The sequence below is a fragment of the Catenuloplanes atrovinosus genome (genome assembly GCF_031458235.1).
In the GTDB taxonomy this organism is placed as follows: domain Bacteria; phylum Actinomycetota; class Actinomycetes; order Mycobacteriales; family Micromonosporaceae; genus Catenuloplanes; species Catenuloplanes atrovinosus.
The window spans coordinates 274,595-292,717 of sequence record NZ_JAVDYB010000001.1 but is presented as its reverse complement, the minus strand read 5'-3'; the positions used below and the strand labels follow the sequence as shown (position 1 = coordinate 292,717).

Sequence of the window (18,123 nt, the reverse complement as noted above, 5' to 3'; positions counted from 1 at the left end):
GGGGCGGGTCGGCGCGGGTAGCGTCGCGGTGCGGGACGCGATCGGACGGGGAACGGCATGGCACGGTACGTGGTGATCGGCGCGGGGATCGTCGGGCTGGCGACCGCGCATCGGCTGACGCTCGACCACCCGGACGCCACGGTCACCGTGATCGACAAGGAGCCGCGGGTCGCGGCGCACCAGACCGGCCACAACTCCGGCGTGATCCACGCGGGCGTCTACTACAAGCCGGGCAGCCTCAAGGCCACGCTGTGCCGGGCGGGCAGCGCGTCGATGGTCGCGTTCGCGGAGCAGCACGGCATCCCGGTGGAGACGTGCGGCAAGCTGATCGTGGCGACCTCCGCGGACGAGTTGCCGCGCCTGGACGCGCTGTTCGCGCGCGCGACCGCGAACGGGCTGCCGGTGCGCATGCTGTCCGGCGCGGCGGCGCGGGAGCACGAGCCGCACGTGGCCGCGGTGGCGGCGATGCACGTGGCCTCGACCGGGATCGTCGACTACCGGGCGGTGTGCGAGGTGCTCGCGTCGCTGATCGCGGCCGGCGGCGGACGGATCATGCTGGGCACCGCGGTCACCGGCTTCCGCGACGGCGTGGTGGAGACCGGCGCCGGCGACGTCCCGGCGGACTTCGTGATCAACTGCGCCGGGTTGCAGTCGGACCGGATCGCGCGGCTGGCGGGCATCCGGACGGCCGCGCGGATCGTGCCGTTCCGCGGCGAGTACTACGAACTGCGCGAGGACCGGCGGCACCTGGTCAAGGGGCTGATCTACCCGGTGCCGGACCCACGCTTCCCGTTCCTGGGCGTGCACCTGACCCGGATGATCGACGGCAGCGTGCACGCGGGGCCGAACGCGGTGCTGGCCACCGCGCGCGAGGGCTACTCGTGGGGCCGGTTCAGCGCGCGCGACCTGGCCGAGGTGGCCGCGTTCCCCGGCATGTGGCGGCTGGCCCGGCGGCATCTGGGCTACGGGCTGGCCGAGGTGCGCCGGTCGCTGTCCCGGCCGCTGTTCGCGCGCGGCCTCGCGCGACTGGTCCCGGAGATCACCGAGGCGGATCTGGTGCCGGCCGAGGCGGGCGTCCGGGCGCAGGCGATTCTGCCGAGCGGCGAGTTGGTCGACGACTTCCTCATCGAGTCGCGCGACGGACAGGTGCATGTGCTGAACGCTCCGTCACCGGCCGCGACCAGTTCATTGGAGATCGCAAAACATATCGTCGCGCGTCTCGCTGCGGTTTCGCCGAATTAGCGGAGTGGCGGGGCTTTCGTCCGGGGCGCTCAGCCCGTACGGTTTCCGCGTCAGACCCGAATTCGAGGAGTGGAACCGTGCGTGACCGGCTGACGGCGGCGACGCTGGGCATCATTCTGGCCGGATCCCTGCTCACCGGCTGTAACAACGCCGAGACCGAGACCGACGCCGGCCCGCCGGTGCGGGCACGGGTCGAGGACACCCAGGCGGAGATCGCCGGCGGCGCCTGCGAGCTGCTCAACTTCGGCGTGGTGCACGACTTCCTGGACGTGGAGTTCAACGTGGCCGCGGCCGGCGAGCAGAAGGAGACCATCACCTGCGTGCTGCAGCAGGGTGACGCCCCGTGGCCGGATCTGAGCCTCGCGGTGAGCGAGACCTCGGCGGACGCGGAGGTCTTCGGGTCGGACGTGAAGCCCGAGGGCGCGGAAGCGGTCAAGGACCTGGGAAAGGCCGCCTATAAGCTCGTCTCGGACGGCACCAAGGATCACGGGCCGTCCGCGGAGATCGGCTGGCTCTCGTCGAACGGGCGCATTCTCATGCTGCGGTACACGTTCGCCAAGGATCAGCAGAAGGCCGCCGCGACCGATCTCGCGCCGGTGCTCGTCGACATGGCGAAAGACCTCGACGCGACGCTCGTCGCCACCTGAGAAACGGCAAACCCCCGGCCGCTCCGCACGCGGGCCGGGGGTTTCTCGGAATGAAACGGACCGCTCAGCTCACGCCGCGGCCACGAAGACCCGGGACGCGACCTCGCGCGGAAGCTTGATCTTGTCACCGGAGCGGTCGATCGTCACCGCGTCGCGCTCCTGCGCCACGGTCACGATCGCGCCCGGGTCGACGCCCGCCGCGTGCAGCTGACGCAGCACGTCCGCGTTCGTCTGGACGCTCTCGCAGATGCGGGAGACCACCACGTCGCCGGACAGGCCCGGGAACGCGAGGTTGCGCTCTCCCGGACGCTCCTCCGTGGACGGTCCGTCACCCAGCGCCTCCAGGCCGGGGATCGGGTTACCGTACGGCGAGCGACTCGGCCGGTTCAGCAGCTCGTAGACCCGCTTCTCCACCGAGTCGCTCATCACGTGCTCCCACCGGCAGGCCTCCTCGTGGGCCTCCTCGTAGGGCATGCCGATGACATTGACCAGCAGAAGCTCGGCAAGGCGGTGCTTGCGCATGACCGACACGGCGTGCAGGCGCCCCGCCTCGGTCAGGTGCAGATGACGATCGTTCTCGACCCGCAGCAGCCCGTCCCGCTCCATGCGGGCAACGGTCTGGCTGACGGTGGGGCCGCTCTGGTGCAGGCGCTCCGCGATCCGCGCACGCAACGCGGGAACGCCCTCCTCCTCGAGTTCGAGGATGGTCTTCAGATACATCTCGGTGGTGTCGACAAGGTCGTTCACGACGGCAGCCCTCCCTGTGGGTGGCGATTCTACCTTGCGAACCCGGCACCGGACTCGGCCGCGGAATGGTGGGGGCAAGTGCCGAAGGTGGTGTTGACTAGGAGATTGTGACCCTACCGGACGATCTCCTCATCGATGCCCCGGCCCTCGCGGCGCTGCTGCGTTCCGGGGCGGCTCCGACGCTGCTGGACGTGCGCTGGCGTCTCGCCGGACCGCCCGGCCACGACGACTACCTGGCCGGGCACGCGCCCGGCGCGGTCTTCGTCGATCTGGACACCTCGCTCTGCGGGCCGCCCGGCGAGCAGGGCCGCCATCCGCTGCCCGCGCCCGCCGCGTTGCAGGACGTGCTGCGCGCGGCCGGGGTGTCCGGTTCCCGGCCGGTGGTGGTCTACGACGACGGCGACCAGTGGGCGGCGGCCCGCACCTGGTGGACGCTGCGCTGGGCCGGGCATCCGGACGTACGGGTACTGGACGGCGGCTTCCGGGCATGGCGGTCCGGCGGGTTCGAGGTCACGTCGGAGGAGCCGGCCGTGGACGCCGGGGACTTCACGGTACGGCCCGGTGGCCTGCCGGTGCTGGACGCGGCCGGCGCGGCCACGGTCGCGGCGGGTGGCGTGCTGATCGACGCGCGGGCGCCGGAGCGGTACCGCGGCGAGGTGGAGCCGGTGGACGCGGCGGCCGGGCACATCCCGGGCGCGGTCAACGTGCCGACCGCGGGGAACACCGGTGCGGACGGCCGGTTCCTGGCGCCCGGCCGGTTGCGGGACCGGTTCGCGGCGGCCGGCGTGACGGCGGACGCCGGCGCGGTCGGGGCGTACTGCGGCAGCGGTGTCACGGCCGCGCACACGGTGCTGGCGCTGCATCTGGCCGGGCGGCCGGACGCGGCGCTCTACGTGGGCTCGTGGAGCGAGTGGATCACGGATTCGGCGCGGCCGCGGGCCACGGGCGCGGAGTGAGAAGGCGGAGCCGCCGGGGCGGCTCCGCCGTCGGCGCGCGTCAGCGGCGGGCCGGGCGGGTGAGCACCGCCACGGCGCCGACCAGGAGGAGCATGCCGGTCAGGACCGCGGGCGACAGGTGCTCGCCGAGGAAGCCGACCGCGAGGATCGCCGCCGCGACCGGTTCGAGCAGCGTGACGATCGCGGCGGTGGTGGCGCTGACGTGGGCCAGGCCGGCGAAGAACAGGCCGTAGGCCAGCGCGCTGGCGACCACGCCCAGGTAGAGCAGCCAGCCGATGGTCACCCCGAGCCCGCCGGCCGTGGGGAGCACGCCCTCGGCCAGCGCGAACGGGGTCAGCACCACGCCGCCGACCAGGAAGCCGGACAGTGACGTCCGGAACGGGTCGCCGGCGGCGTCCGCGGTGCGGCCGACCAGGGTGACCACGGCGTAGCCGAGCGCGGAGAGCAGCGCGCAGGCGAGGCCGAGCGCGGGGTTCGGGCCGGTGGCGCCGCCGTCCAGGGAGAGCGCGACCAGGCCGGAGAGGGCCAGCGTGATGGCGGCGGCGCCGGCGTGGCCGAGGCGCTCGGCGAGGAACGCGCGGGCGCCGATGGCGATCAGGATCGGGCCGGCGCCGAGCGTGACCACGGTGGCCACGGCCAGGCCGGAGTGCGCGATGGAGAGGTAGAACGCGGACTGGTAGACGGCGAGCCCGGCGCCGGTGGCGAGCACCGCGAGCAGCCGCCGGTACCGCCGGGCGGGATCGCGCGGCACGCGGCGCGTGCGGCGGAGGCTCACGTAGACCGCGAGCGCGACGGCGCCGATGAGGAAGCGCCAGTAGGAGACGGCGATCGGACCGAGGCCGCTGGTGCGGTAGAGGACGGCGGCGACCGCGCCACCGGTTCCCCAGGCGACGGCGGCCAGCGCGATCAGCGCCATGCCGCGCCAGGCCGGGACCCGCGGCATCGGCGAAGGGGTGGACATGTGGGACGTCTGTGTGCAGGACATGCGGATGCTCCACTGCGGATGGTCGGATCAGGGCTGCGAAACGAGGGCAGCGACCATCCGCCGCGCGCACGCCGAAGGCGCTCGCGGCGGGCCGGGGCCGGAGAGGCCCTTAGGGTCGCCCGCTCAGCGGGCGACCGGCGGGGAACACGGGTACAAACGCATGACCGGCACGGTAGGCGATCTCCGGCCGGCGCCGCAGCCGGATTTCACCAGGTGGCCGGCGCGTCAGCGCAGCGGGCGCAGCGTGGCCTCCAGGCGCCGCAGCTCGTCCAGCATCGCGGTCGCGGACTGCTCGAGCGCGGGCGTCGGCTGCAGCGCACCGTCGACGATGTGCCGGGCCACGAACGGGATGATCACGCCTTCGCCGGCCGGGATCATCTTCAGGTACTGCAGCACCGGCTTCAGCGCCTGCACCGATCGCACGCCACCGGCCACGGCGCCGTAGCTGACCAGGCCGACCGCCTTGTGCGCCCACTCCGCGTGCAGGTAGTCGAGCGCGTTCTTGAGCGGCGCGGGATACCCGTGGTTGTACTCCGGCGTGACGATCACGAACGCGTCGGAGGCGTCGACGAGCGCGCTCCACGCCCTGGTGTGCTCGTGCTCGTACCGGCGGAGGCGGGGGTGGTTCGGCTCGTCCAGCAGCGGCAGGTTGATCTCCGCGAGGTCGGCGACGCGGACGTCGAAGCCGCCGTGCGCCTCGGCGCGGTCGACGACCCAGCGGGCGACGGGCGTGCCGGCGCGGCCGGGGCGGGTGCTGGCGATGATCACGGTCAGTGTGGGCACGGCGTCCAGCCTAGAGACGTGGCCGGCGTTCCACCGCGAGCGCGGCGATCAGCAGGCAGCCGAACGCGGGAATCGCCGGCGGCGGCAGCTGCCAGGTGCACGCCCCGGCCACGCCGAGCCCGGCCACCGGCAGCAGTGAGCCGCGCGGGTCGGTGCCGGACCGGGACGCGGCGGCGCGCGCCAGCGCGGGCCAGGGCGGGCCGCCGGGTTGCCAGCACGCGGCCGCGCGCGGCACGACCACCGGCAGCGCGGTCCCGGCGGCGCCGCAGATCACCGCGACCGGGATCGCGCCGGGCAGTCCGCGCCGCACGGCCAGCAGGTCCGGCGCGAGCACGGCCATCACGAGCACCAGCAGCGCGCCGAGTCCCAGGCCGCACCTGACGAGCCGCCGGGGGTACGCCGTGATCGCGGTCGACCGCCCGTCCAGGTGCGCGAACGTTACCGAGCGCCCTTGGGCGTGATCACCACCAGCGACATGGCGTTGACGCCGAGGTGCAGGCCCAGGTCCGCGGACGCGGTGAGCCTGGTGTCGTACCGCTCCACCCGCTGCAGGTCCTGACCCAGCGGGTTGGACGTGCGGTTGCTGGTCCGCGCGTCGACCAGGTACCGCTCCACCGTGACCTCGCCCGCGGTCAGCGTGGCCGGCAGGTTCCGCAGCGCGAGCGTCACGTCGTGCTCGGCCGCGCCGGTCGTCCACTGGTAGTTGGTCAGCAGCACCGCCACCTTCCGGTCCTCGGTGGTGGCGACCGCGGACACGCCGATGCCGGTGTCCGTCACCGCGTCGGACTCGGCCGGCACCAGCCGGGTGGCCAGCATGCGCTGCATCAGGACCAGGTTGTAGTACGGGTAGACGCCGCCGTCGACGTCGTCCACGAACATCGACTTCCGCTCGTTCTCCAGGTGGTCGTACACCCAGTGCAGGTACATGTCGGTGCCGCTGTACGCGTAGTAGCGGCCCAGCGTGGCCATGCCGGCGGCGTGCGTGAGCAGGTCCGCCTCGAACGTGGTGCCGGTGTTCGCACCGGGGAAGATGCCGTACTCGGTGACGAACACCGGCCGGTCCTCGTCCAGCTTCCGCTCCCGCATCCAGCCGCGGACGATCTCGCGCTCCCGGGCCACCGTCGCCGGGCGCTCACGCTGGGCGTACTGGTGATAGGAGATGAACGCGAACCTCTTGTCCGGGTCGCCGTCCCGGACGTACCGGTCGAGGAAGCCGGTCAGGAAGTCCTCGTTGAACGTGTACGACGAGGGACCGCCGATCTCCAGCGGCACGTCCGGCGCCAGCTCGTCGTTGACCTCGTTCACCACCCGGTACGCGACCTGGTACCAGCGGTAGTAGTCGTCCAGCGACATCGCCGGCTGCTCGATCGCGCTCGGCTTCCAGGTCTTGTCCGGCTCGTTGAACACCTCGATGTACCGCAGCGACGGGTACCGCTTCTTGTAGTGGAGCAGGCCGGCCTTCAGCACCCAGCGGCAGTCCTCGGTGCGGTCCAGCCGCATCAGCACCTGGTCGCACTGGTCGAAGTTGCCGATGATCGACTCGCCCTGCGCGGCGACCTGGTCGTAGTAGTCGTAGGCGCTGTCGCCGTTGCCGGTGGCGAAGTCGAAGTCGAACGTCGTCGCCTCGTGGTCGTAGTACATGTGCGGCTTGAACCACGCGCGCACCACCTGCGGCTCCAGCCGCGCGACCCGGTCCAGGTCGGCCGAGCCGAGCGGCTCCTCGGGCCCGCTCTGGTTCTGGAAGCCGGCCGGGTTGCCGAACGGCCCCAGGTCCCGCGCGGCGTCGACCGTCACGGTGCTGCCCCCGGCGATCACGGGCTGCGGCGGGGGGTCGTCGTCCGGGCGGTTCACCAACACGATCACGGCCAGGCCACCGGCCAGCACGGCCACGACCGCGGCGGCGATCAGGGCGACGGCGCGGCGGCTCACGGCGCGGGCGCCAGGGTCCACGGAACTCTCCATCATGTGCTTTATCAGGACCCCAGCGGCGGGGCGGCCGGCGTCAACGTCGACATTCCCGCGCTGAACGCCGCGGCGCACCGGCTGTCCGCGCTGAACCGCCAGTCCTCGGTGCCGCCCTCGTCGTCGCTGAACTCGAACCAGACGAAGCCGACCAGTCCCTCCTGGGTCGGCAGCCAGGTGAAGAAGTCGGTGATCCAGCCGACCTTGCGGTCGCTCGCCACCGCGCCGGTCTCCGTGATCAGGAACGGCTTGTCGGTGATCTTCCGGATCGCGGTGATCGTGGGCTCGAAGACCTCGCGCGCGGTCTTCTCCCGCACCGCGTATCCGACCAGGCCGGCCCAGTCCACGTACTCGTCCCCGGGGTAGAGCGCGGCCAGGCTGACGTTCGGCACCGGGCGCAGGATGTTCGGGCTCCACACCCAGATGACGTTGTCCGCGCCGACCTCGCGGAACGTGTCGTGCACGTGCCGCCACGCCTTCACGTAGTCGCCGGCGGCGTTGCCGGAGTGGCGCTCGGACCACGGGTACCAGGTGCCGTTCATCTCGTGCGCGAACCGTAGCGCCACCGGCAGGCCGCTGTCCCGGACCGTGGTGGCGAAGGCGCGGATGTAGTCGTCGTGCGCGCCGGACGCGATCCTGGCCAGCGCGTACTCCGGCTGGTCCTCGCCCGCGCCGGACCCGGCCCAGGGCTCCCAGGAGACGACCGGCAGCGCGTTCTCCAGGTACGCCAGCTCGATGCTCTCCGGGCGCAGCGTCTCGGTCCACTTCACGAAGAACTGGAGCATCGTGGGCCGGGACCCGGCCGCCTCGCTGATCCGCTCCAACTCGGTGGCCGAGTACGGCACCTGCGGCGCGCTCAGCCCGAAGCGGACGCCCGGGATCGCGAGGACGTCCTCCTTGGTGGGCGGTGCCGTCGTCTCCATCGCGGCCGCCGCGGCGGCGCGGGAGTCGATCGGCTTCAGGTCGGAGCCGGTCGACTCCGGCAGCAGGACCCAGCCGGCCAGCCCGAGCAGCGCGATCGTGTGCACGGTCATCCAGACCCGGAACCGGATGCGGCCCCGCCGCTCCTCCCGCGCCGTCCGGGACAGGTCGGAGAGTTTGAAGACGTCGGCCCCGTCAGACACCGATCACCACCGAGATCCCGAGCAGCAGGACGCCCAGCAGGTAAGGGACGACCAGCAGCGGGCTGCGGCGCTTCTCCCCCGCGAAGCCGCCGGCCCGCGTGCCCCAGCCCGCGTTGTGCGCCATCCGGAAGAAGCCGAGCACCCGGACCGGGATCAGCACGAACGTGTTGATCAGCATGAACGCCGGCAGATGAGCCAGGTCGTTCGGCCGGTACGCGAAGTGGCGCCCGAACCGCAGCCCGAGCGACAGCGTGGTGAGCACGCCGCTGAGCGCCAGGATCATCCCGAGCGCGGCCCACCGCGACGCGGGCAGCGGCAGCGCGTCGTAGAGCGCGGCCTCCCGGCCGGTGACCAGTGTGACGCCCCACGACACGAACGAGCCGACCAGCACGAACGGCACCACGATGTCGGCGAGGTAGAAGAGGGCCAGCAGCGGCGTGTGCCGCGCCATCCAGGGCAGCATGCGCAGCGTGTTGTACTGCGAGCCGCGCGCCCACCGGTACTGCTGCCGGACCAGCTTGCCCAGCCGCGTCGGCGCGTCCGTGTAGACCAGCGACGTCGACTGGTAGACCGTGCGGTACCCGGCCCGCAGCGTGTAGTTGGTCAGCGTGCGGTCGTCGCTGACCTCGAGGAACACGCCGAGGAACCGCTCGCTCAGGAACTTGTCCATCGAGCGCACCAGGATCGACCGGCGGAACGCGATGGTCCGGCCGGGCAGGCAGCCGACGGTGCCGAGCACGCTCATGGCCGGCATCGAGTACTCGTTGCGCACGTTCTCCAGCCAGTCCGCCCAGCGGGTCAGCAGGCTACGGCCGGGGTCGAGGATGCGCTGGCGCGTGGTGACGCCGCCGACCCGCGCGTCCGCGAACGGCTTGATCAGCTCGGACAGCGTGTCCCGCGTCCACACCGTGTCGGAGTCGACCAGGACCGCGATGTCCGAGGTCATCAGCCCGACGCCGATGCGCAGCGCGTTGCGTTTGCCGGGCGTCTCGGTCCACGCCCACCGTACGTCCATCGACCCGCAGATCTTCTCCAGCAGCTCGTTCCGCGGCCCGTTGATCACCACGATGATCTCGGTGGGCCGCTGCTCCACGATGCGCTCCAGCACGGCCCGGAACAGCTGCTCCGGCTCGTCCACGACCGGGATGATCACGGAGGTGGTCGTACCGTACGGCCTGGTCCAGGGCTTGTAATAGCGCGCGAGCGTGATGCGCAGCAGCCACAGCCCCCAGACCATGATCATGAAGAGCGCGAACAGGTAGAGCTGCCCGGTCGTCGCCCACGCGTTGAGTTGCAGCAGGAAGGCGAGCATGGCTATCCGACCCGCACCTGGTCCGGCCCGGTCGGCTTGAGCGTGAACCGCACCAGCATCAGCCCGGACAGGTACCACGTGCGGTCCACGTCGTACAGGTCGCCGAGCGGGTTCGCCTTGGCCGCGGGCAGGCCGGTCAGCGGCGACTCCGGGCGGTCCGTGCGGATCAGCCACACGCGCAGCGCGCCGTCGAGACAGCGCGCCACGTCCGCGCACTCGTCCACCACGATCCGGCCGTCGGTGCGCGGCGGCGTCAGCGCGAGCACGTCCGCCGGGCGGATGTCCGCCGGTACGTATCGGGCGACCACGTCCCGGCCGACCGCGCCGCTCTTCGGGCCCGGGCCGTAGACCGCGACGTCGCCGCGCAGCGCCTGACCGGTGATGATCGCGCCGAGTTCCGCGCTGGCCAGGCCGTGCCCGTCGCGCTGCCGGACCGCGATCTGACTCGGCACGCAGAACGCGGCCAGGATCAGCCCGGCCGCCACGCCGCGCACCACCGGCGCGCGGTGCAGCGCGTGCGCGCCGAGCAGCGCCCAGCCGCCCAGCGTGAACGCGAGCGCGGGCGCCTCCCAGCTCAGGCCGACCCGGCTCAGCGCGTAGAGCAGCACGACCGGGATCACCGCCCAGCAGCTGTAGATGACGGACGGCTTGCGGAACGAGACGCTGATCAGGCCCAGCCCGACCAGCGCGCCGCCGACCAGCGCGGTGCCGAACAGCGCGCTCGCGACCGTGGTCACGTCCAGCAGTTCGGTGGAGGTGTCCAGTCCGATGCGGACGGTCGGCAGGCCGAGGTAGACGATCGAGCCGATCGCCGGGACCAGGCCCAGCACGGTGGCGAGCAGCCAGCCGAGCAGCGCGCGGCGGCGCATCATCAGCACCGCGAAGCCGTGCCCCGCCAGGACGAGCAGCGCGACCGGCAGCGTCAGGCCGAGCAGCAGGACGGTGAACGCGTACCCGGTGTAGCGCCAGCCGGTCCCCCGGTCCAGCACCAGGACCAGCAACAACGTGCTCAGTGCGGTCAGGAACGCCGCGGCCGCGGTCGGGCCGATCTCCTGGCCGAACCGGGTCACGCCCGGCACGATCACGAACAGGATGCCCGCGGTGAAGCCGGTGCGCGGCCGGGTCAGGCGCGCGCCGAGGCCCGCCACCAGCGCCGCGGCCAGCGCCATGAACAGCGCCGACGGCGCGCGCAGCGCCAGATCCGAGGTGCCGGCGGCCATCGCGTACGCCTTGAGCGCCACGTGGTACGGGACGGTGCCGGAGTCCAGCTCGCCGAGCAGGTCCAGCGCCTCGTCCCAGGGCGTGGTCACGAACGCCCAGTAGCCGAGCTCGTCCGCGGAGAGGCTGCTCCACGTGAGCCGGACCATGCCGAGCGCCGCCATGGCGAGCATCGGCAGCAGCCACGCGACCGTGGTCAGCGCGCGCCGTGCCGGTCCCTCGCCGTCCGGCGCCGACCAGGCGTCCGGGCGCTCGTCTCCGTCGCCGTCCTCATCGAGGTCCGGGAACCGTATCTTCGGCAGAAGAACGGTGTCCTGATCGCTGTTCTGCATGGTCACCTTTACCGAGCGGGGGCCCCCGTCTGGCCCGCCGATAGCGACCGTGCGGCATCGTCGCGCTTTTCGCCTGCCTTGATGCCGTGCCACGGTTCCGCACGAGGGTAACCGTCCCGGTCGACCGGCTCCGAGCATCGAGCCTCGATAATTCGTCAGAGCGTCAAATCACGGCCACGATCCGTGATGCGCCGCGGCCTTTACGCGTTATCTGGACGATTTGTCGTAATGGTTCGTCATCGAATCTTTATGCAATGCCGAGGTGGCGGAGGCCGCCCGTGCCGCCTCCGCCACCGCAGGGGTCACTTGTAGAGGTTGTTCAGCGAGGCCGGGGCGGGCTGCGCGTTCGTCGGCACCTCGGGCGCCGCGGCCGTGCCGTACTCGGTGAACGTCAGCGTCTGCTTGATCTCCGGCGTCTTGTCCGTCTTCGCGATCGTGAACACCAGTTCGGCGATGCGCCCCTGGTCGTCCAGGTGCGCGTCGAACGTCGCCGACTTCGCGGCGTCGCCGAGCATCTGCACCAGCGACTTGGTCTGCGCGCTCGGGTTGCCCTTCGTGGCGGCCGCGAAGTCGAACGCGCCGGTGAACGCGTCGTCCCCGTCCCGCTCCACCGAGGCGATCGACGTGGAGAAGCTCGGCTGGATCGGCGACTGCTGCTCGAACGTGTAGTTCAGCTGCTTGGCCACGTTCAGGTCCAGCTCGTACCAGGTCGCCGGGTCGATGCCGATGTTGGCGTTGGCCGCGCCGAAGTCCAGCTTCACGAACGCCTTGCCGCCCGCGTACACGGTCTCGGTGCTGAACTTCGTGCCCTCCAGCTCGCCCTCGGACACGCTGCGCGACGACGTCGACGGCGCGTGCATGACGCCGGAGGCCTTCGTCTCGTCCAGCGTCAGCGTGTACGCGAAGTGCCGCTCGTTCAGCGCCGCGAACGCGCCGAGGAACGCCTCCTTCGGATCGGCCGGCGTGGTCGCGGGCGCGGCCGCGGTCGTCCCGCCCGCCGCCGGCGTACCCGTTCCACCGGCGTCACCGCTCCCCCCGCACCCGGCGGCGACGCCCAGGACGGTGGCCGCGGACAGGATGGCGATGGTGATCTTCACAGACTTCACGTGCGTCACTTTCGGTAGCAGGACCTCGATCAACGCAACGCAGGCTAGATCAGTCGCGCAACCACGGTCACCCTCGGTGAGGCGTGGGCACTGACGTGCGAGGCCGGGAACCGGCACCGCAGGCGGTTCCCTTCGAGCACCGCGCACGATCCGGCCGCCGCGCGCCGCGCCGCCGCCCGCGGGTCAAACGGAGATCGCCTCTGCGCGAGAGAGCTCCTCGGCGGGCGAGAAGGACGACGCACACCCGGAAGGCAGATGCCTCCCACCCGGAAGCGGGTGGGAGGCATCTTAGGTGTTACGACGTGCTGGTTCAGCTGCAGCCGGAGGTGGAGCCGCAGCCCTCGCAGACGTAGCAGCTGCCGGCGGGGCGCATCTTGGTGCCGCAGGTGAAGCAGAGCGGAGCGTCGGCGGAGCGGCCCTGGACCAGCTCGAGGAGCTCGGTCGAGGTGCGGGCCGTGACCGGCGCGGGCTGAGCCGGGACCTTGGTCTCGGCGGGCTTGGCCGGCTCGGCGGCGACCGGGAGGACCGGCTCGGCGACGACCGGCTCCGGGGCCTTGGTGGGGACCGGGGCCGAGGCGGCCATGCCGGCCAGGTCGACGGCGGCGTCCTGCTCGGCCTGGACCTGGGCCGCGCGCTCGCGTGCGGTCAGGATGCCCAGCTCGGAGCGGGTCTCGAAGTCGAGGTAGTCCAGCGCCAGGCGGCGGAAGATGTAGTCCATCACCGAGGAGGCCATGCGGATGTCCGGGTCGTCGGTCATGCCGGCCGGCTCGAAGCGCATGTTGGTGAACTTGCTGACGAACGTCTCCAGCGGGACGCCGTGCTGAAGCCCTATCGAGATGGCCACCGAGAAGGCGTCCATCACGCCGGCGAGCGTGGAGCCCTGCTTCGACATCTTCAGGAAGACCTCGCCGAGGCCGCCGTCGGGGTAGCCGGAGGCGGTGAGGTAGCCCTCGGCGCCGGCGACCGAGTACGACACGGTCTGCGAGGAGCGCTTCTTCGGCAGGCGCTTGCGGACCGGGCGGTACTCGACGACCTTCTCCACGACCTTCTCGACCACGGGGGCCGGTGCCTCGGCGGCCGGGGTCTCCTTCTTCATCGCGGAGAGCGGCTGGCCGACCTTGCAGTTGTCGCGGTAGATCGCGAGCGCCTTGAGGCCGAGCTTCCAGCCCTGGAAGTAGACCTCCTCGACCTCCTCGACCGTCGCGTCCTCCGGCATGTTGACGGTCTTCGAGATGGCGCCGGAGATGAACGGCTGGACGGCCGCCATCATCCGCACGTGGCCCATCGGGGAGATGGACCGCGCGCCCATCGCGCAGTCGAAGATCGAGTAGTGCTCCTTCTTCAGGCCGGGCGCGTCGATCACGTGGCCGTGCTCGCCGATGTGCTCGACGATGGCCTCGATCTGCTCCTCCTGGTAGCCGATGCTGCGCAGCGCGCGCGGGACCGTCTGGTTGACGATCTGCATCGAGCCGCCGCCGACCAGCTTCTTGAACTTGACGAGCGCCAGGTCCGGCTCGATGCCGGTGGTGTCGCAGTCCATCATCAGGCCGATGGTGCCGGTCGGTGCGAGCACGGAGGCCTGCGCGTTGCGCCAGCCGTTCTTCTCGCCGATCCGGTTGCCCAGCGTCCACTGCTCGCCGGCCGCCTCGCGGATCGCGTCGGAGACCGTGCTGAACGCCCTTATGTCGTCGTTCGCCGCGGCGTGCTTGCGCATGACGCGCTGGTGCGCCTTGGCGTTGCGGGCGTAGCCGTCGTACGCGCCGACGATGCCGGCCAGCTCGGCCGAGCGGCGGTACGCCGTACCGGTCATCAACGAGGTGATGGCCGCGGCGACGGTGCGGCCGCCGTCCGAGTCGTAGGGCAGGCCGGACGCCATCAGCAGCGCGCCGATGTTCGCGTACCCGATGCCCAGCTGACGGTACGCCCGGGTGGTGGCGCCGATCCGCTCGGTCGGGAAGTCGGCGAAGCAGATCGAGATGTCCATCGCGGTGATGATGAACTCGACCGACTTGACGAACTTCTCGATCTCGAAGCCGCCGTCGTCCTTGAGGAACTTCATCAGGTTCAGCGAGGCCAGGTTGCAGGACGAGTCGTCCAGCGACATGTACTCCGAGCACGGGTTGGACGCGGTGATCCGGCCGGTCTCCGGGTTCGTGTGCCAGTCGTTGATCGTGTCGTCGTACTGGATGCCCGGGTCGGCGCACTCCCACGCGGCCAGCGCGACCTTGCGGAACAGGCCCTTCGCGTCGATCGTCGAGATGACGCTGCCGTCGAGGCGGCCACGCAGGCCGAACTCGGTGCCGTTCTCCACCGCGGTCATGAACTCGTCCGAGACGCGGACCGAGTTGTTCGCGTTCTGGTACTGCACGCTGACGATGTCGGCGCCGCCCAGGTCCATGTCGAAGCCGGCGTCCCGCAGCGCGCGGATCTTGTCCTCCTCGCGCGCCTTGGTCTCGACGAACTCCTCGATGTCCGGGTGGTCGATGTCGAGGATGACCATCTTGGCCGCGCGCCGGGTGGCGCCGCCCGACTTGATGGTGCCGGCGGACGCGTCCGCGCCGCGCATGAAGCTGACCGGGCCGGAGGCGGTGCCTCCGCTGGAGAGCAGTTCCTTGGAGGAACGGATCCGGGAGAGGTTCACGCCGGAGCCGGAGCCGCCCTTGAAGATCAGCCCCTCCTCCTTGTACCAGTCCAGGATGGAGTCCATCGAGTCGTCGACGGAGAGGATGAAGCACGCGCTGACCTGCTGCGGCGACGCGGTGCCGACGTTGAACCAGACCGGCGAGTTGAAGCTGAACACCTGGTGCAGCAGCATCCAGGTCAGCTCGTGCTCGAAGATCTCGGCATCGGCCGACGTCGCGAAATAGCCGTACTTTTCGCCCGCGGCGCGATACGTCTTCGCGACCCGGTCGATGAGCTGCTTCAGCGACCACTCACGCGCCGGGGTCCCCACCGCGCCGCGGAAGTACTTCGTGGTCACGATGTTCGCCGCGTTGACGCTCCACGACGTCGGGTACTCCACGCCGCGCTGCTCGAAGTTGATCGAGCCGTCCCGCCAGTTGGTCATGACGACGTCGCGACGCTCCCACTCGACCTCGTCGTACGGGTGGACGCCCTCGGTCGTCCAGACCCGCTCGACCGTGAGGCCCTTGGGCTCCTTCGGCTCCTTGGGAGCCGAAGGATTGCCCTGCGACGCCCGGATCCGCCCCTTACCCGTCGTCGCGCTGCTCGTGGACGCGTTGTCCCCGGCCAATGTGCTTCCCCCTCGGTTGGCGCGGCCCGTCGCCGCGACTTTCTCAAACCTCGAAAACCCTCAGACGGTACGGCTGACGACCGGCTCCCGATCGGTGCCCGTCGTGGCTGCGCCGCCGTCCGCGCCCTGCTCGATCTCGGCCTCGCGCGCCAACGCCTCCGCGCGCAGCGCCTCGATCTCCCGCTCGAAGTCCCCCAGCGAGTCGAACGACCGGTAGACGCTGGCGAACCGCAGGTAGGCCACCACGTCAAGCTCCCGGAGCGGGCCGAGGATCGCGAGACCGACCTCGTTGCTCGGGATCTCGGCCGCACCGCGCGACCGCACCGCGTCCTCCACCCGCTGGGCGAGCAGCGCCAGCGCGTCCTCCGTGACCGGGCGGCCCTGGCAGGCCTTGCGCACGCCGTTAGCGATCTTCGTCCGGCTGAACGGCTCGGTCACGCCGCTGCGCTTCACCACCGCGAGAACCGCCTCCTCGACCGTGGTGAACCGCTTGCCGCACTCCGGGCACGACCGCCGCCTGCGGATCAGTTGCCCGTCATCGGCCTCGCGGGAGTCGACCACCCGGGAGTCGGCGTGCCGGCAATACGGACAGCGCATGTCGAGCGCCCCCTCCCCCGCGGTCGGGCCGGCTCCCCTCCAGCCTTACCCCGCGCACGCCGAACCGCAGCGAAACGCCCGGTTGCGCCGGGCGGCCGCTGTGGTGAACAGGCCGGGAAGGTGAGGGCGAGGACCCCTACCAGTTGATGACTTACACCCGTGTCACTACTAGATGTTGTGACCGTAGGCCCCCCACGCCACAGATGCAAGCTCACCCGCCGCATCGGTCACAACTGTGCCTGCGGTCTCAACACGCCTCGTGGGACCCCGGTTACCGCCCGCGCGGAAGTCGCAGTTCCTGGCCGGGATGAACGGTGTAGTCGGGCAGATCGTTGAGCTTCCGGATCTCCTCCACCATGGCGAACGGATCGCGGCTGGGACGGTGCCGCGCCGCGATGTCCCACAGCGTGTCGTGCCGACCCACCACCGCGGTCGGCAGCGGGCCGGTCTCGCGCTCCGCGTGCGACGCGGTGGCGGCGAGCACGCCGACCGCCACCCAGGCCAGTGCGATCAGCGCGATCATGCGGACGATCCGGCCGCGCCGGGTGAGGCGCAACGGCCTCTTCCCCGGAGCGCGACGCGGACGGGCCTGGCGCTCGGTCCCCCAACCGATCGCCGCCCTGGTGGGGGCGCTCACCGCGGACGCGGAGAACGCCGAGGTGGAAACCGTCCCGGCCACGGGACCCCCCAGCAAAGATGATCTTACTCGAACAAGGGTTCGATAGAACGGACGTACGAAGGTCTACCAGAACATGCGTACGGATGTCGAGACTCGAAAGCGCGACACGCCGCACCGATCTCGTACAGATGTTTGAAGAAGTGGGATTTCACCACTACCGTTTGCGCACAGAGGGGTCACCACGCCGACCGGCTTCCCCAATCCGGTTCCGGCGGGACTGTTCCGCCGACCCGCGCCCGGCGCTCGCCGGTTGCGGATCGTCGGGCTACTCCCCTACCGAGTGGTGGTTTGTGCGCACTTCCCCAACCGCGCATTCAGCACCAGGTGCCGCGAGGCACTCACCGACCAGGGAGGACGGACGTGTCAACCGACGACCGGAGCAAGCATCCGGAGCAGGAGCAGCAGGGCAAGAGCGCGCCCTCCGGGGGCAAGCGCGGCGCCGGGCGGCAACGGGCCTCGGCCCCGCACCTGCGGCCGGTGCAGCCGGTCAGCAGCTTTCCCGACCTGGTCTCCGCCGACCTGACCGCGCGGCAGCGCAAAATCCTCGAGTTCATCCGCGAGTGGGTGGAGAAGTACGGCTACCCGCCGAGCGTGCGCGAGATCGGCGAGGCGGTCGGGCTCGTCTCCCCGTCCTCCGTGGCGTACCAGCTGAAGGAGCTCGAGCGGAAGGGCTTCCTGCGCCGCGACCCGAACCGGCCGCGCGCCGTGGACGTGCGCCCGCCCAGCGACCTGATGGACGACGAGGCGGCCCGCGCGCAGCGGCCCACGCCCGCGTTCGTGCCGATGCTGGGCCGGATCGCCGCCGGTGGCCCGATCCTCGCGGAGCAGGCGGTCGAGGAGGTCTTCCCGCTGCCGCGCGAGCTGGTCGGCGAGGGCGAGGTCTTCATGCTGAAGGTCAAGGGCGACTCGATGATCGACGCCGCGATCTGCGACGGTGACTGGGTCGTGGTCCGGCAGCAGCCGACCGCGGACTCCGGTGAGATCGTCGCCGCCATGCTGGACGGCGAGGCGACGGTGAAGACCTACCGCCGCCGCGACGGGCACGTGTGGCTGATGCCGGCGAACCCGGCGTTCGACCCGATCCCGGGCGACGACGCGTCCATCATCGGCCGCGTCGTGGCGGTGCTGCGCCGCATCTGAGGGAACGTCCGGGGTGTGGGCTCCGTTGGCCGTGGGGACC

General features: G+C 71.2%; 16 protein-coding genes. 4 read left to right on the top strand and 12 right to left on the bottom strand.

What is annotated here, in order from left to right; all coding sequences use genetic code 11:
- The first annotated feature begins 57 nt into the window (after positions 1 to 57).
- Both lhgD and J2S41_RS01285 read left to right on the top strand, forming a co-directional pair.
- On the top strand, positions 58 to 1,242 hold the full coding sequence (gene lhgD, locus J2S41_RS01290) for an L-2-hydroxyglutarate dehydrogenase (RefSeq protein WP_310361901.1): 1,185 nt from the start codon (positions 58 to 60) through the stop codon (positions 1,240 to 1,242).
- A 77-nt stretch (positions 1,243 to 1,319) separates the two neighbouring features.
- The gene (locus tag J2S41_RS01285; RefSeq protein WP_310361899.1) at positions 1,320 to 1,889 is read left to right on the top strand and encodes a hypothetical protein; all 570 of its coding nucleotides are present in this window, start codon (positions 1,320 to 1,322) and stop codon (positions 1,887 to 1,889) included.
- 69 nt (positions 1,890 to 1,958) lie between these two features.
- On the opposite strand, the gene J2S41_RS01280 is transcribed toward J2S41_RS01285, so the two are convergent.
- Positions 1,959 to 2,636, bottom strand: coding sequence for an iron-dependent transcriptional repressor DtxR (locus J2S41_RS01280; protein WP_310361897.1), 678 nt, complete (start codon positions 2,634 to 2,636; stop codon positions 1,959 to 1,961).
- 107 nt (positions 2,637 to 2,743) lie between these two features.
- Here J2S41_RS01280 and J2S41_RS01275 point away from each other — a divergent pair, with 107 nt between their 5' ends.
- Entirely contained in the window at positions 2,744 to 3,592 is an 849-nt protein-coding gene (locus J2S41_RS01275; protein ID WP_310361895.1) for a sulfurtransferase, read from the top strand.
- A 40-nt stretch (positions 3,593 to 3,632) separates the two neighbouring features.
- On the opposite strand, the gene J2S41_RS01270 is transcribed toward J2S41_RS01275, so the two are convergent.
- The 11 genes from J2S41_RS01270 to J2S41_RS01220 all read right to left on the bottom strand — a co-directional run bounded on the left by J2S41_RS01270 (position 3,633) and on the right by J2S41_RS01220 (position 16,820).
- Positions 3,633 to 4,553, bottom strand: coding sequence for a DMT family transporter (locus J2S41_RS01270; RefSeq protein ID WP_310361893.1), 921 nt, complete (start codon positions 4,551 to 4,553; stop codon positions 3,633 to 3,635).
- Positions 4,554 to 4,802: 249 nt separating this feature from the next.
- Entirely contained in the window at positions 4,803 to 5,360 is a 558-nt protein-coding gene (locus tag J2S41_RS01265) for an NADPH-dependent FMN reductase (protein ID WP_310361891.1), read from the bottom strand.
- A 10-nt stretch (positions 5,361 to 5,370) separates the two neighbouring features.
- Entirely contained in the window at positions 5,371 to 5,700 is a 330-nt protein-coding gene (locus J2S41_RS01260; RefSeq protein WP_310361888.1) for a hypothetical protein, read from the bottom strand.
- A 98-nt stretch (positions 5,701 to 5,798) separates the two neighbouring features.
- Positions 5,799 to 7,310, bottom strand: a complete 1,512-nt coding sequence (locus J2S41_RS01255; protein ID WP_310361886.1) for a hypothetical protein — start codon at positions 7,308 to 7,310, stop codon at positions 5,799 to 5,801.
- Positions 7,311 to 7,333: 23 nt separating this feature from the next.
- The gene (locus J2S41_RS01250) at positions 7,334 to 8,446 is read right to left on the bottom strand and encodes a glycoside hydrolase family 26 protein (RefSeq protein WP_310361884.1); all 1,113 of its coding nucleotides are present in this window, start codon (positions 8,444 to 8,446) and stop codon (positions 7,334 to 7,336) included.
- On the bottom strand, positions 8,439 to 9,758 hold the full coding sequence (locus J2S41_RS01245) for a glycosyltransferase family 2 protein (RefSeq protein ID WP_310361882.1): 1,320 nt from the start codon (positions 9,756 to 9,758) through the stop codon (positions 8,439 to 8,441). Before J2S41_RS01245 ends, J2S41_RS01250 begins: the two co-directional genes overlap by 8 nt.
- Positions 9,759 to 9,760: 2 nt before the next feature.
- A complete protein-coding gene (locus J2S41_RS01240; RefSeq protein ID WP_310361880.1) occupies positions 9,761 to 11,308 on the bottom strand; it encodes a glycosyltransferase family protein in 1,548 nt (515 codons plus the stop codon).
- 302 nt (positions 11,309 to 11,610) lie between these two features.
- Entirely contained in the window at positions 11,611 to 12,414 is an 804-nt protein-coding gene (locus J2S41_RS01235; RefSeq protein WP_310361878.1) for a hypothetical protein, read from the bottom strand.
- A gap of 310 nt (positions 12,415 to 12,724) precedes the next feature.
- Complete coding sequence (locus J2S41_RS01230; RefSeq protein ID WP_310376227.1) at positions 12,725 to 15,616, bottom strand: vitamin B12-dependent ribonucleotide reductase; 2,892 nt, start codon at positions 15,614 to 15,616, stop codon at positions 12,725 to 12,727.
- Between the two features lie 111 nt (positions 15,617 to 15,727).
- On the bottom strand, positions 15,728 to 16,264 hold the full coding sequence (gene nrdR, locus J2S41_RS01225) for a transcriptional regulator NrdR (RefSeq protein WP_310361876.1): 537 nt from the start codon (positions 16,262 to 16,264) through the stop codon (positions 15,728 to 15,730).
- A gap of 271 nt (positions 16,265 to 16,535) precedes the next feature.
- On the bottom strand, positions 16,536 to 16,820 hold the full coding sequence (locus J2S41_RS01220; protein WP_310361874.1) for a LysM peptidoglycan-binding domain-containing protein: 285 nt from the start codon (positions 16,818 to 16,820) through the stop codon (positions 16,536 to 16,538).
- Between the two features lie 483 nt (positions 16,821 to 17,303).
- Here J2S41_RS01220 and lexA point away from each other — a divergent pair, with 483 nt between their 5' ends.
- Positions 17,304 to 18,083 (top strand): transcriptional repressor LexA, encoded by a 780-nt coding sequence (lexA, locus tag J2S41_RS01215; RefSeq protein WP_310361871.1) that lies wholly within the window; start codon positions 17,304 to 17,306, stop codon positions 18,081 to 18,083.
- The last annotated feature ends 40 nt before the right edge of the window (positions 18,084 to 18,123 follow it).

Excerpts from the sequence above, each read along its gene's own strand:
- lhgD (WP_310361901.1), top strand. The coding sequence starts at position 58 with ATGGCACGGTACGTGGTGATCGGCGCGGGGATCGTCGGGCTGGCGACC.
- J2S41_RS01270 (WP_310361893.1), bottom strand. The coding sequence starts at position 4,553 with ATGTCCACCCCTTCGCCGATGCCGCGGGTCCCGGCCTGGCGCGGCATG.
- J2S41_RS01260 (WP_310361888.1), bottom strand. The coding sequence starts at position 5,700 with ATGGCCGTGCTCGCGCCGGACCTGCTGGCCGTGCGGCGCGGACTGCCC.
- J2S41_RS01245 (WP_310361882.1), bottom strand. The coding sequence starts at position 9,758 with ATGCTCGCCTTCCTGCTGCAACTCAACGCGTGGGCGACGACCGGGCAG.
- J2S41_RS01240 (WP_310361880.1), bottom strand. The coding sequence starts at position 11,308 with ATGCAGAACAGCGATCAGGACACCGTTCTTCTGCCGAAGATACGGTTC.
- nrdR (WP_310361876.1), bottom strand. The coding sequence starts at position 16,264 with ATGCGCTGTCCGTATTGCCGGCACGCCGACTCCCGGGTGGTCGACTCC.